This is a genomic window from Paenibacillus sp. Y412MC10 (assembly GCF_000024685.1).
Classification (GTDB): Bacteria; Bacillota; Bacilli; order Paenibacillales; family Paenibacillaceae; genus Paenibacillus_AQ; species Paenibacillus_AQ lautus_A.
Genome location: NC_013406.1, coordinates 4453703 through 4465840, shown reverse-complemented (window position 1 = coordinate 4465840; position 12138 = coordinate 4453703). Strand labels below are relative to the sequence as shown.

Annotated in this window: 12 protein-coding genes; 9 read left to right on the top strand and 3 right to left on the bottom strand. The window is 52.3% G+C overall.

Annotation, left to right across the window (positions count from 1 at the left end; translation table 11 throughout):
* Window positions 1-90 precede the first annotated feature (90 nt).
* The 6 genes from GYMC10_RS19250 to GYMC10_RS19225 all read left to right on the top strand — a co-directional run bounded on the left by GYMC10_RS19250 (window position 91) and on the right by GYMC10_RS19225 (window position 8265).
* Entirely contained in the window at window positions 91-1710 is a 1620-nt protein-coding gene (locus tag GYMC10_RS19250; protein ID WP_015736089.1) for a response regulator, read from the top strand.
* Complete coding sequence (locus tag GYMC10_RS19245) at window positions 1707-3503, top strand: sensor histidine kinase (protein WP_015736088.1); 1797 nt, start codon at window positions 1707-1709, stop codon at window positions 3501-3503. Before GYMC10_RS19250 ends, GYMC10_RS19245 begins: the two co-directional genes overlap by 4 nt.
* A complete protein-coding gene (locus GYMC10_RS19240) occupies window positions 3500-4480 on the top strand; it encodes a substrate-binding domain-containing protein (protein WP_015736087.1) in 981 nt (326 codons plus the stop codon). Before GYMC10_RS19245 ends, GYMC10_RS19240 begins: the two co-directional genes overlap by 4 nt.
* A 131-nt stretch (window positions 4481-4611) precedes the next feature.
* On the top strand, window positions 4612-6111 hold the full coding sequence (locus GYMC10_RS19235) for a sugar ABC transporter ATP-binding protein (protein ID WP_015736086.1): 1500 nt from the start codon (window positions 4612-4614) through the stop codon (window positions 6109-6111).
* Window positions 6112-6154: 43 nt separating this feature from the next.
* Window positions 6155-7123 carry an ABC transporter permease gene (locus tag GYMC10_RS19230; RefSeq protein WP_015736085.1) on the top strand — a complete coding sequence of 323 codons (969 nt, stop codon included), beginning with the start codon at window positions 6155-6157 and terminating at the stop codon, window positions 7121-7123.
* 122 nt (window positions 7124-7245) lie between these two features.
* On the top strand, window positions 7246-8265 hold the full coding sequence (locus tag GYMC10_RS19225; RefSeq protein WP_015736084.1) for an ABC transporter substrate-binding protein: 1020 nt from the start codon (window positions 7246-7248) through the stop codon (window positions 8263-8265).
* Window positions 8266-8485: 220 nt separating this feature from the next.
* Here GYMC10_RS19225 and GYMC10_RS19220 read toward each other — a convergent pair whose 3' ends face one another.
* On the bottom strand, window positions 8486-9031 hold the full coding sequence (locus tag GYMC10_RS19220) for an AAA family ATPase (RefSeq protein WP_015736083.1): 546 nt from the start codon (window positions 9029-9031) through the stop codon (window positions 8486-8488).
* 389 nt (window positions 9032-9420) lie between these two features.
* Here GYMC10_RS19220 and hxlA point away from each other — a divergent pair, with 389 nt between their 5' ends.
* The 3 genes from hxlA to GYMC10_RS19205 all read left to right on the top strand — a co-directional run bounded on the left by hxlA (window position 9421) and on the right by GYMC10_RS19205 (window position 11129).
* Window positions 9421-10053 (top strand): 3-hexulose-6-phosphate synthase, encoded by a 633-nt coding sequence (gene hxlA, locus GYMC10_RS19215; protein WP_015736082.1) that lies wholly within the window; start codon window positions 9421-9423, stop codon window positions 10051-10053.
* A gap of 6 nt (window positions 10054-10059) precedes the next feature.
* Entirely contained in the window at window positions 10060-10623 is a 564-nt protein-coding gene (gene hxlB / locus GYMC10_RS19210) for a 6-phospho-3-hexuloisomerase (RefSeq protein WP_015736081.1), read from the top strand.
* A gap of 86 nt (window positions 10624-10709) precedes the next feature.
* The gene (locus GYMC10_RS19205; RefSeq protein ID WP_015736080.1) at window positions 10710-11129 is read left to right on the top strand and encodes a winged helix-turn-helix transcriptional regulator; all 420 of its coding nucleotides are present in this window, start codon (window positions 10710-10712) and stop codon (window positions 11127-11129) included.
* A 143-nt stretch (window positions 11130-11272) separates the two neighbouring features.
* On the opposite strand, the gene GYMC10_RS19200 is transcribed toward GYMC10_RS19205, so the two are convergent.
* Together GYMC10_RS19200 and GYMC10_RS19195 are read right to left on the bottom strand one after the other, a co-directional pair.
* A complete protein-coding gene (locus GYMC10_RS19200; RefSeq protein WP_015736079.1) occupies window positions 11273-11779 on the bottom strand; it encodes an SRPBCC family protein in 507 nt (168 codons plus the stop codon).
* A gap of 33 nt (window positions 11780-11812) precedes the next feature.
* The gene (locus tag GYMC10_RS19195) at window positions 11813-12130 is read right to left on the bottom strand and encodes an ArsR/SmtB family transcription factor (protein WP_015736078.1); all 318 of its coding nucleotides are present in this window, start codon (window positions 12128-12130) and stop codon (window positions 11813-11815) included.
* Between the last annotated feature and the right edge of the window lie 8 nt (window positions 12131-12138).

The following is a 12138-nucleotide window of genomic DNA, read 5'->3' as shown; positions in this document are numbered from 1 at the left end:
TGCCTGCCGAAGGGCTTTTCCTGTATTATTCACCTCGTAACACGATAAACCAAAGCGAATGGATTTGCTTTTGAACGGGGGAGGCTTTGATTGTATACGATTCTTATTGTGGACGACGAACCGATCGTAAGGGAAGGGATCCGAAACCGGATTCAGTGGTCGGAGCATGGCTATGAATGCATCGGGGATTGCGAGAACGGCAGAGATGCGTTGGAGGCCGTAACCCGCCATCAGCCCGATGTCGTGTTAACGGACATCAACATGCCGTACATGGATGGCTTGGAATTGTCCCGTCATATTACGGAACGTTTTCCTAAGACGAAGATCATCATCCTGACCGGGTTCGACGATTTCGAATACGCCCAGCAGGCGGTGAAGCTGCAGGTGACGGATTTTATTTTGAAACCGGTTACGGCGGCGGAATTAAGGGACATGCTCGACAAGCTCAAGCTGGAAATGGATGAGGAGCGCGGTCATACCGAGCACTTGAAGAGACTCAAGAAGCAGTTGAACGAGAGCTTGGTTCTGCTTAGGGAACGTTTTCTGGAACGATTGGCGTCATCGCCGATGAAGCGGTCCGAAATGGAGAGCCGGCTGGATTATTTCGATATTCCGCTGCGCGGGCCGCTGTATATCGCCATGGCAGCGGATATGGATGAGCTACGCTCGGATGAACAGCACGCCGATAATGAACTGCATGCTTTTGCCTTATACAACATCATGCAGGAGATCCTGGCGGGTGAGCCTGGTGCGGCCGTGTTTCGGTACAAAGAGAATAAGGTCATGACCATTCTGTCGGGCTCCGACGAGAAAGATCTGCACGCCCGGGCCCAGGAACTGGCGGAGGACATTCGCGGCTCCACCAAGCAGTTCATGAAATTCACGGTCACGGTTGGCATCGGAACGATCTGTCGCGAGCTGCAGGACATACGATATTCCTGCAAGGCCTCGGAGGCCGCCCTGGAGTACCGGCTTCTGATCGGCCGCGATCAGGTGGTCCATATCACCGATCTTGAAAAACGCGGGAGCGGTCCTCTCCTGGATGGGATCGAAACGGAGACGGCGCTGGTTTCGGCAATCCGGGCGGGCACAGGCTCAGAGGTGAAGGCGTGCATCCGGCGGCTGATCAACGAAATTGGAAGCGCTTCAATTTCAATCGAGCTCTGTTACGTGCGGGTCCTTCGGGTCATGCTTGCCGTGCTTCAAACCTTGATGGAAATCGGCAGCAATGGGAACGAGCTGATCGGCAAGGAGAAGAGGCTGCTGTCCGATCTGTATTCTTTTCGGTCCTTGGATGAGATCGAGCGCTGGTTAAACGAGGTATGCGAGCAGGCGTTAAGGGACGTAGCCAAGACCAGAAAGGATATTGCACGCTCCCAGATGCTGGAGGCGGTCGATTTCATCCAGCGGCATTATGAGGATGAGGAGTTATCGATTAAGACCGTGTGCAGCCGGATCTTCATGAGCACGAGTTATTTCAGCGCCTTGTTCAAGTCGCATACCGGGAAGACCTTCGTCGAATACGTTACGGAAGTCCGCATGGAGAAAGCGAAGGAACTTCTGAAGCATTCCTTGTTAAAAACCTATGAAATTGCGGCGAAAACCGGCTATCAGGATCCTCAATATTTTAGCGTGCTGTTTAAGAAACATACCGGAGATACCCCGACGGAGTACCGGAACAAAATGGCAACTGGCGAGGTACAGCCATGAAGGCTCCGCAGCGAATCAAAAGCATTCAGTCCCGCATTGCCAGTTCCTTCGTGATGCTCGTGCTGTTCACGGCCCTGCTGCTTATCTTCATCTCCTATCGGCTGTCCGAATCGGCTGTTCGCGAAACGGCGGAAAGTTATACCTCCGAGCTGATCAATCAAGTCAATGCGAATATCCAAACCTACATTACAGGCATGAAGGACATTTCGCTGGCCGCGATGAACAATCCGAACGTAAGAGAATACCTGGCCTCGGCCGACGAGCTGGAGCCTGCGCAGCTGGCGGTATTGAAGGCGAAGATATCGGATTATTTTCACTCGATTCGCATTTCGCGCAAAGACATTGCTTCGATCAACATCTTCGGAGCGGGCGGAACCTTCATATCCGATCGGTCCAACGCGGAGTTAAATCCTTATATTGAAATATCCGATCAGCCCTGGTATCGGCAGGCGAAGGAAAACCAAGGACAAACGGTGATCTCTTCCTCGCATGTACAGCCCGTCATTAAGGGAGAGTACCGCTGGGTTGTATCGCTGAGCCGCGAGCTCAGCGGCATGGATTCGACCCAAGGGCTTGGCATCCTGCTAATCGATCTTAACTTCAAAGTAATTAACGATATGCTCAGCAAGCTCGATCTGGGGAACCGGGGGTATGTGTTCGTTATCGACCGCGAAGGCCGGATTGTTTATCACCCCCAGCAGCAGCTGCTTTACAGCAATCTGAAAACGGAGAGATTGGACCAGGTGCTGCAGGACAAACATGGAAGTTTTGTCGTGAAGGAGGACGGTGCGAGCCGGATTTACAGCATTAAGAACACGGATTTCGGCTGGAAAATCGTGGGCGTTTTTTACGAGAATGAGCTGGTGGACAATAAGAAGCAGATGCAGCTGTCTTTTGCCATAGCGGGATTGTTATGCCTCGTCGTCGGCGTGCTGTTCTCCGTCGTCCTCTCGCGCAATCTGACGCGTCCCATCAAGAAGCTGCAAGAGAAGATGATGGAGGTGGAGAAGGGAAATTTCGACATCCGGGTCCCGGTGGGGCATTCCAGGGAAATCTCCGGACTGGCCCGCAGCTTCAACGTGATGGTGCTGAAGATTAAGGAATTGATGTATCAAATCGTGGTAGAGCAGGAGATTAAGAGAAAAAGCGAGCTGAATGCCCTGCAAGCCCAAATCAACCCCCATTTTCTCTACAATACGCTGGATTCCATCATATGGATGGCCGAGAGCAAGAAGCATGACGAGGTGATTTTGATGACATCGGCTTTAGCCAGGCTGTTTCGGGCTTCGCTCAGCAAGGGGAAGGAATTGATACCGATTGCGACCGAGGTGGAGCATATAACGAATTATTTGAAAATACAACAGATGCGTTATCAGGACAAAATCACGTTTGCCCTGGATATCGATCGCGGGCTTTACCCGTATCTGACGCTGAAGGTGCTGCTGCAGCCGCTGGTGGAGAATGCCATTTATCATGGCATCAAAAACAAGGAAGGGCCGGGGACGATCACGATTACGGGGGTGCGTCGAGATACCCGCATCGAATTTCAAGTTAAGGACGACGGCATCGGGATGGATCAGTCCAAGGTGGAGACGCTGCTCACGTCCAAAGAAGGCACACGATCGAGAAACAGCGTTGGCATTGCGAATGTTCATCAGCGGATACAGTTATATTTTGGAACGGAATATGGTCTTAGCTATGCGAGCGTGCCCGGATCGGGTACAAGCGTAACGCTGGTCATTCCGGCCGTTCATGCAGATGAGTGGCAGCGTGTGGAGGGGGATGTGCCTTGAAGTCGTACCTGCGAATGCGTTATATGGTACTGCTGCTGATTCCGTTGCTTCTTCTGGGTTATGCCGTTAATCAGTGGTCCAAGGAAGAACCCGGAGCCAAGAAGATCATCGTCGGCGTAAAGGCGCTGGACGAGAATGAATTCTGGCGGGTACTGATTGAAGGGGTGAACACGGCTTCCCGGGAATTCGGCGTTGACGTCTCGGTGGTAGGACCGTCTCAGGAAATCGAGGTTGACTTGCAGATTCAATTGTTGGAGGAAGCCGTCAAGCAGAAGCCGGATGCGATCGTTTTGGCCGCCGGTGATTATAATCGCCTGGTTCCCGTAGCAGAGTCGATTCGTAAGGCCGGCATCCCGCTCATTATGATTGATTCCGCCGTGAATGGTGATTACGCGCTGAGCTTGATCGCGACCGACAATGTGAATGCGGGACAGAAGGCCGGCAAGGAGCTTTCGTCACGCCTGCCGGAACATGCCAAGGTTGCTATCATCAGTTTCGTGCAGGGCACCTCGACGCAGATCGAGAGGGAGCAAGGGGTTCGAAGCATTCTGGAGCAGCGCGGCGGCACGGAAATCGTAGGCACCTACTACAGCGAAGGCAAGGAGGAAAGGGCGTACGAAATCACGAAAAAGCTCCTGCTTGAGAGGCCTGACCTGAATGGAATCATCGGACTGAATGAGCCTTCTACGGTGGGGGCCGGCAGAGCGATTCGGGAACTGGGGCTGGTGGGCAAAGTCAAGCTGGTCGGATTCGACAGCTCGGTGAAGGAAGTCAAGCTGCTCGAAGAGGGAGTCTTGCAATCCACGATCGTTCAGAAGCCCTTCAACATCGGTTATTTGGGCATCAAAACTGCCGTATCCGTTATCGAGGGCGACAGGATGCCCCGGCATATATACACCGATTCCGTTATCATCAATAAGGACAATATGTATACCGAGGAGAACCAGAAGCTGCTCTTTCCCTTTGTGGAGGAGTAGCTTCTTCTCTTTTGGGTTTCTGCGGCGGATCATAGATTATTCAACATCGATCAGAGAATATTCCATTCCTTCGAGGGGTAGCGGTTTGTACAATGATTCATAAAAGGTGCCAGCTAGAGAGGTGAGGGACGTTGAGCGAATGGCTGATACAGATGGAAGGAATCATGAAGGAATTTCCGGGTGTTCTTGCATTAAATAACTGCCGGTTCGACCTGCGGGCCGGTGAAGTCCATGCCCTTATGGGTGAAAACGGTGCGGGCAAGTCAACCCTGATGAAAATCCTGACCGGCGTTTATCAGAAGGATGCAGGAACGATCGAATTCAAAGGGCAGCCCGTTGAGTTATCGAACCCGAAAGCGGCTCAGGACGCGGGAATCAGCATGATTCATCAGGAGCTGAATCTGGCCCCTGACCTGACAGTCGCCCAGAATATCTTCATCGGGCGGGAGCCGCGGCGAAAGCTCCGATTGTTTCTGGACGACCGGGCGCTGCACCGGCAGGTGAAGGAACTGTTCGAACGGATGGGCCTCGACATGGACCCCTCCATCAAGGTTTCGGAATTAACGGTTGCCAAGCAGCAGATGGTGGAGATCGCCAAGGCATTATCCTACAACGCCGATGTGCTGGTGATGGATGAGCCGACAGCGGCTTTGAGCGAAACGGAGATTGAGGATTTGTTCCGCATCATACGGCAGCTTCGCGAGAGCGGAGTTGGAATCGTTTACATTTCCCACCGAATGGACGAGATCAAACGAATCACGGATCGCATTACAGTGATGCGCGACGGGCAGTACATCGATACGGTATCCACAGCTGAAGTCACGACCCAGGACATCATCTCGAAGATGGTCGGTCGGCAGATTTACGAGACCTCGAAGCCGGAGAGGACGGCTGGTGAGCGCGAGACGGTATTGGAGGTTATAGGACTGAATCAAGGCAGAAACTTGAAGGACATTAACCTGACTCTGAAAAAGGGAGAAATTCTTGGTATTGCCGGCCTCGTCGGCGCGGGACGGACCGAGCTTGCCCGGGCCATCTTCGGCGCCGACCGCATCCAATCCGGCGAGATCCGCGTGCACGGCCGGAAGGTAACGATCAAGGGCCCGCACGATGCGGTGCGGCAAGGGATCGGCTATCTATCCGAGGATCGCAAGCGCTATGGATGCGTCGTCGATCTCGACGTGAAGAGCAATGTGGCTATCGCCTCATACGGCAGCTTCCTCCGTCCCGGGGGCTGGATGAATACGGCGAGGATTCGCGAGCAGGCGGAGGATATGGTGTCGCGATTGAAGGTCAAAACGCCGCATGTCGATCAGGAGGTCAAGTTCCTCTCCGGGGGCAATCAGCAGAAGGTCGTCATTGGCAAATGGCTGACGAGGGATTGCGACATCCTGATCTTCGACGAGCCGACGCGAGGAATCGACGTTGGGGCCAAGAGCGAAATCTACCGATTGCTGAACGATCTTGCAGCACAGGGCAAGTCGATCATCATGATCTCGTCGGAGCTGCCGGAAATTCTTCGGATGAGCCACCGGATTCTCGTCATGTGCGAAGGCCGGATTACGGGCGAGCTGGATCATGAAGAGGCGACCCAAGAAAGCATAATGCATCTGGCTACAGCGAGGATGTAAGACGCCGTCGCCGTCATCTATTCACGTCAGGAGGAACAAGCAGATGAACATTCAAATCAAATCGGGCGCGCTCCAGCAAGTGCTGGCTCTTGCCAGCTTGGTCGTTCTCGTCCTATTCTTTACGTTCTCGTCCAGCAATTTCTTTCAGTTCTCCAACATCGTGGGCATTCTTCTTTCCACAGCGGTAATCGGCGTGCTGGCTTTGGGATCCACCTTTGTCATTATTACCGGCGGCATCGACCTGTCCGTCGGGACGGTCATGACGCTGAGCGGCGTTATGACCGGGGTCTGCATCACATTCTGGGGATTGCCTGTCCCCGTCGGCATTCTTGGCGGCATCTTGACCGGCGCCCTGTGCGGGCTTCTGTCCGGGACGGCGGTGGCGAAAATGAAGATTCCGCCTTTTATCGCAACGCTGGCGATGATGATGATTGCCAAAGGTCTCGCGCTCATCATCTCCGGGGCCAAACCGGTCTATTTCAACGATGCCGAAAGCTTTGCCGAGGTGTCCCAGGGCAGCGTGCTGGGCTGGCTGGTGCCGGGCCTCGATATTCCCAATGCGGTCGTCATTTTCTTCATTGCGGCGATCCTGGGCTATCTCATCTTATCGAAGACCATCATCGGCCGTTATAACTTTGCGCTGGGCAGCAACGAAGAGGCGACCCGATTGTCCGGCGTCAACGTGGGCTTCTGGAAAATCGTGATCTACACCTTAACCGGCGCATTTACCGGTTTGGCGGGCGTCATGATGGCATCGAGGCTGAACTCGGCCAATCCGGCGCTGGGTGCCGGGTATGAGCTGGAAGCCATCGCGGCGGTCGTGATCGGGGGAACTTCGCTCAGCGGAGGCAAGGGTACCATTATCGGAACGGTGATCGGGGCGTTGATCATGAGCGTGCTGACGAACGGATTGCGCATTCTGTCCGTGCCGCAGGAATGGCAAACCGTTGTTGTAGGGTTCGTTATTATACTCGCGGTGTATGCGGATATTTTGCGCAGACGCAAAGCGTAAGTTCTCTTTAGGGCCTGCTGCCGGAGCTCGGTTGGCCGTAGGTTGGCTTGATCTCGATAGAAGCTTCCATAACGGAAGATCTATAGCTGTACCAAAATGTCCAAACAAGGGGAGATTGCATTATGAAAAAGCTTTCCGTATTAACGCTGATTCTTTTGCTGACTGCAAGCATGCTGGCGGCTTGCGGTTCATCGGGCAATAACGCTGCCGGAGGTACCGACAGTCCAGGCGAGGGCGGATCCGGATCAGGAGCCGGTTCTCAAGCCGAAGGAGAGATCTACATCCCGATCATTTCCAAGGGCTTTCAGCACCAGTTCTGGCAGGCGGTGAAAGCCGGTGCCGAGCAAGCAGGGGAAGAGCTTGGCGTGCGGATTACCTTTGAAGGTCCGGAAACGGAATCCCAGGTGGATAAGCAGATCGAAATGCTGCAGGCTGCGCTCGATAAGAAACCAAGCGCGATCGGCTTTGCCGCATTGGATAGCCAGGCCTCCATACCTTATCTGAAAAAAGCCCAGGAAAACAACATCCCGGTCATCGCCTTCGATTCGGGCGTGGAAAGCGACATTCCGGTAACGACGGCTTCAACGGACAATATGGCTGCATCCGCGCTCGCGGCGGACAAAATGGCGGAGCTCATCGGGAATGAAGGCAAAATCGCCATGGTGGTCCATGACCAGACCAGCGTAACCGGGGTCAGCCGCCGCGACGGCTTCAAGCAGCAGATCGAAGAGAAGTATCCGAATATCGAGATCGTGGACATTCAATATGGCGGCGGGGATCACCTGAAGTCGACAGACCTGGCCAAAGCGATGATGCAGGCGCATCCGGATTTAAAAGGGATATTCGGCGCCAATGAAGGCTCCGCCGTCGGCGTCATCAATGCGGTGACGGAGATGAAGAAGGAAGGCCAAATCATCGTGGTCGGATTCGATTCCGGAAAAGCGCAGATCGACGCGATCAAGAACGGAACGATGGCGGGAGCCATCACGCAAAATCCGGTCGGCATCGGATATGAGACGGTAAAAGCCGCCGTGGCAGCCATCAAAGGGGAGAAGGTCGAACCGCAGATCGATACGGGATTCTACTGGTACGACAAAAACAATATCGATAGCGACGAAATCAAAGCCGTAATCTATGAATAAATGAAATGAAGGGGAGCCCTGTAGGGGCTCCCCTTAACGCGGCATCCGCTTACGCAGATGCCACCTCCATATTCTGAATCAATTCGTTCAGCCTCCTTTCCGATCATTTGGTCCAGCCGGACATCTATATTAAACTACGGCCGGCGGCAGGACTGAAGTGAATAAACAAGCTTAATTGTTTTTTACCAGGAAGTCCGGTCGTGAAGATGCAGGGTTTAGGTTAATGGATCTTCCCCTCATCCCAAATCCGCTTCCAAATCTCTTGGGCGGTCTCTTGAGGTGTTAAATCGGAAGTATCCAGCCAGAGGCCAATTCTGGGCGTTTCGTCGGTTAACCGCCGGTTCAGCTCATGAATGCTCCAGACTCCGTAGCCTTTTTTGCTTCGATCCTGCTCCCGGGCACGGATGGAATCCTCGGAAGGATTGAGCACAACGACGAACACGGGAACGCCTTTTAACATAACGGTCATTTCTTGCAGCGCCGGGCCGAGAATAACGTCCTGCAGAACGACATGAAAACCGGCCTCGACATAAGCTTTGGCAGCGGATGCGGATAATCTGTAGCGCAAGGCAAGCTGCCGCTTCGCTTCGTCGGAAGCATCCGGAAGCATTTCTTCCCTGCCCCTGACTATCATTTTCCGGAACGAGTCTCCCCGCAAATGGACTCCGCGATCAAACTTCTCGGCCAGCAGCTGGGCTACGGTCGACTTACCTGAAGCCATGACGCCGGTGACAACGATTACGGCAGGTTGACGTGAATAGGACATCATGTTACCTCCGATTCTGTGGATTTCAAATGAAAGGGAGCCCAGCACGGGGCTCCCTTAAACGCGACACCCGCTTACGCGGATGCCACCTCCATATTCTGAATCAATTCGTTCAGCCTCCTTTCCGATCATTTTGTCCGGCCTGACAACTATATTAAACCACAGCCGAAGACTGGACTAAAGTGAACAAACAGGCTTAATTGTTTTTTACCAGCATCGAGACGAAAGTTTCGCAAATAAGCGAAAGCCCGAGAACCCTTGTCCCTCCGTATTACTTACTTCCACGTAAGTATCTCACTTATAAGTACGTACTTCCGTAAAGTAAACTGTCTACTCTACAATGATCGTGTAGTTATTAACCAATACACTCATAAGGAGAGATTGACAATATGGAACTTCAATTGGCATTGGATTTGGTGAATATTCCGGAAGCAAAAGAAGTCGTGGCGGAGGTAGCGGAGTTTATCGATATCGTGGAGATCGGCACGCCGGTTGTCATTAACGAAGGGCTTCATGCCGTCAAAGCGATTAAAGAGGCGTTCCCGCATCTGCGCGTGCTGGCCGACCTTAAAATTATGGATGCCGGCGGCTATGAAGTGATGAAGGCATCCGAAGCCGGTGCGGATATCATTACGGTGCTTGGCGTATCCGACGATTCCACGATCAAAGGCGCGGTAGCGGAAGCCCTCAAGCAAGGCAAGCAAGTGATGGTGGATATGATCAATGTAAAGGACATTGAAGGCAGGGCGCGGGAGATCGATGCCTTCGGCGTGGATTACATCTGCGTTCATTCCGGCTACGACCACCAGGCGGAAGGCAAAAACTCATTCGAGGAATTGGCGGCGATCAAACGTGTCGTGAAACAAGCCAAAACTGCCGTTGCGGGCGGAATCAAAATGGAGACGCTCCCTGAGGTGATTCAGGCAAATCCCGATCTTGTCATCGTCGGCGGCGGAATTACAAGCCAAACCGACAAGAAGGCCACAGCGGCTCAAATGAACGAGCTTGTGAAGCAGGCATAAGTCGCCATGAGTCATAACATCTTTCAACATGCATCCGTCATTGCCAAGGAGTTATCGGAATCCGTTCAGCAGGTGGATGCTTGCCAGATCGAGGAATTGATTGAACGGATCGTGCAATCCGATGCCGTCTTCTTGGCAGGGGGAGGCAGATCCGGCCTGATGATCCGGGCTTTCGGCATGCGGTTAATGCAGATGGGATTTAAGGTTCATATCGTCGGCGATACGGTAACACCGGCCATCGGAGCGAAAGACCTGCTTCTTATCGGTTCAGGCTCCGGCGAAACGCAAGGATTGGTATCCATGGCTCGGAAAGCCAAAGGGATCGGGTCCGCGGTTGCGGTCGTAACCGTGAGACCGGAATCGAGTATCGGCAAGCTTTCGGATGCGATGGTCCAGCTTCCGGGAACAACGAAGGAGCAGAATCAGGATATCCTCGTCACCGTTCAACCGATGGCTTCATTATTTGAGCAAAGCATGCTGATCGTGCTCGATGCGGTTATCCTGAGATTGATGGAAAAAAGCAAGCTTCGCTCAGACCAAATGTTTAGCCTGCATGCCAATTTGGAATAAGAAAAAACGGTAATGATGATAAGTTTGCCGCTTTGATGATATCCCCGCAACCGTTGTATACTATAGGGAAGAAGGGGTGATGCATTATGGCAAACGAGGTCAAGCAGCGAATTAATCTGAAGGAAATAAACTGCCATAAGGAGTTAACCCTGGCGGTCATCGGCGGCAAATGGAAGCTGATCATCCTCTGGCATCTCGGTTTGGAGGGCGTGAAACGCTTCGGTGAACTGAACCGAATGATTCCCCACATCACGCAAAAAATGCTGACCAATCAGCTTCGTGAATTGGAGGAAGACCAGCTGGTCCACCGCGTGGTTTACCCTGAGGTTCCCCCTCGGGTGGAATATTCGCTTACTCCCTACGGGGAGAGTTTGATGCCGATTTTGAAATTGATGTACGATTGGGGAAAAGATTACGGCGAACAAGTCATCTGGAAAGACGGCGAGTTGCCTGAGAATAAAGACGATGTACAGGCAGCGGAACAAGCGGTCGCCCAAAAGCTGTAATTTCTCGAACCTTCATGGAAAAACCCTCCTTAAATTTTTTTAAGGGGGGTTTTCGAGCGTGATGATGCTGCATTCTGAAGAATTAAAAATAGGCGAACCAACAGGTTCGCCTCCGCTCGGTTGAGCTTCCATAATCGATGTAATTATTGCTGGCTTTCAAGGTATTCAGCGAGTTGATCAAAAGTACCGCCAAATCCTTGTTTCACCATTGGAGCCATTTCATCGAACGCTGCCAGTTCTTCCGCAGTCGCGTTTACGGGGCCTCCCTGCATGGTAAGCGTAGTTTTTCCGTCGATTTCTTCAAATGTGATGATATTCATAATTTCAAGCGGCCAGTTTGCGTTAAAAGGTGCACGTATCGTGTTCCCTTCCTCATCTGAGAATGATTGAATGAATACCAGCTTCTCAGGTTCGATAACTTCCTGATATACAAATTTACCCCACATGGCTTGACTGCCGTCCGGAGACTTCTGACAGCCTAGAAACATGCCTCCGGGACGTACATCCATTTTGATAACGTCTAAGGAAAACCCTTGAGGACCCCACCATTTGCCGAAGTGTTCAGGGTCGGTCCAAACTTTAAAAACCAGTTCCCTGGGGGCATTGAAAACACGTGACAGAAGTAAGCCTTGTTTGCTTTGCTCGGTCATTTGAATTCCTCCTAAGAAGAAGGGTAGCGGCAGCTACCTTTTCTTTTGTAATTTTTCCAAATAATCCTCAAGTTGATCTAAGCGCTTTTCCCAAATTCTGCGGAACGAGTCCAACCATTCGTCCAATTCTTGAAGCGGTTCAGGGCGTAGTTTATAAAATCGTCGATTAGCTTCCGCTTGGACTTCTACCAGTCCAGCTTCATGCAATATTTTTAAATGTTTGGAAGTCTGAGGTTGCCGGATTTGAAGACGTTCGGCAATCTGATTGACGGTTAAAGGACCTTCTCGTAACAGTTCGACCATCTGTAATCGGTTAGGTTCGGCTAGCGCGTTCAACGTTGTCTGTTTCATGGGACCTT

Coding starts and splice junctions, on each gene's coding strand:
- hxlB (WP_015736081.1), top strand. CDS start 10,060: ATGAGTCATAACATCTTTCAACATGCATCCGTCATTGCCAAGGAGTTA.
- GYMC10_RS19245 (WP_015736088.1), top strand. CDS start 1,707: ATGAAGGCTCCGCAGCGAATCAAAAGCATTCAGTCCCGCATTGCCAGT.
- GYMC10_RS19200 (WP_015736079.1), bottom strand. CDS start 11,779: ATGACCGAGCAAAGCAAACAAGGCTTACTTCTGTCACGTGTTTTCAAT.
- GYMC10_RS19225 (WP_015736084.1), top strand. CDS start 7,246: ATGAAAAAGCTTTCCGTATTAACGCTGATTCTTTTGCTGACTGCAAGC.
- GYMC10_RS19195 (WP_015736078.1), bottom strand. CDS start 12,130: ATGAAACAGACAACGTTGAACGCGCTAGCCGAACCTAACCGATTACAG.
- GYMC10_RS19205 (WP_015736080.1), top strand. CDS start 10,710: ATGGCAAACGAGGTCAAGCAGCGAATTAATCTGAAGGAAATAAACTGC.
- GYMC10_RS19230 (WP_015736085.1), top strand. CDS start 6,155: ATGAACATTCAAATCAAATCGGGCGCGCTCCAGCAAGTGCTGGCTCTT.
- GYMC10_RS19220 (WP_015736083.1), bottom strand. CDS start 9,031: ATGTCCTATTCACGTCAACCTGCCGTAATCGTTGTCACCGGCGTCATG.
- hxlA (WP_015736082.1), top strand. CDS start 9,421: ATGGAACTTCAATTGGCATTGGATTTGGTGAATATTCCGGAAGCAAAA.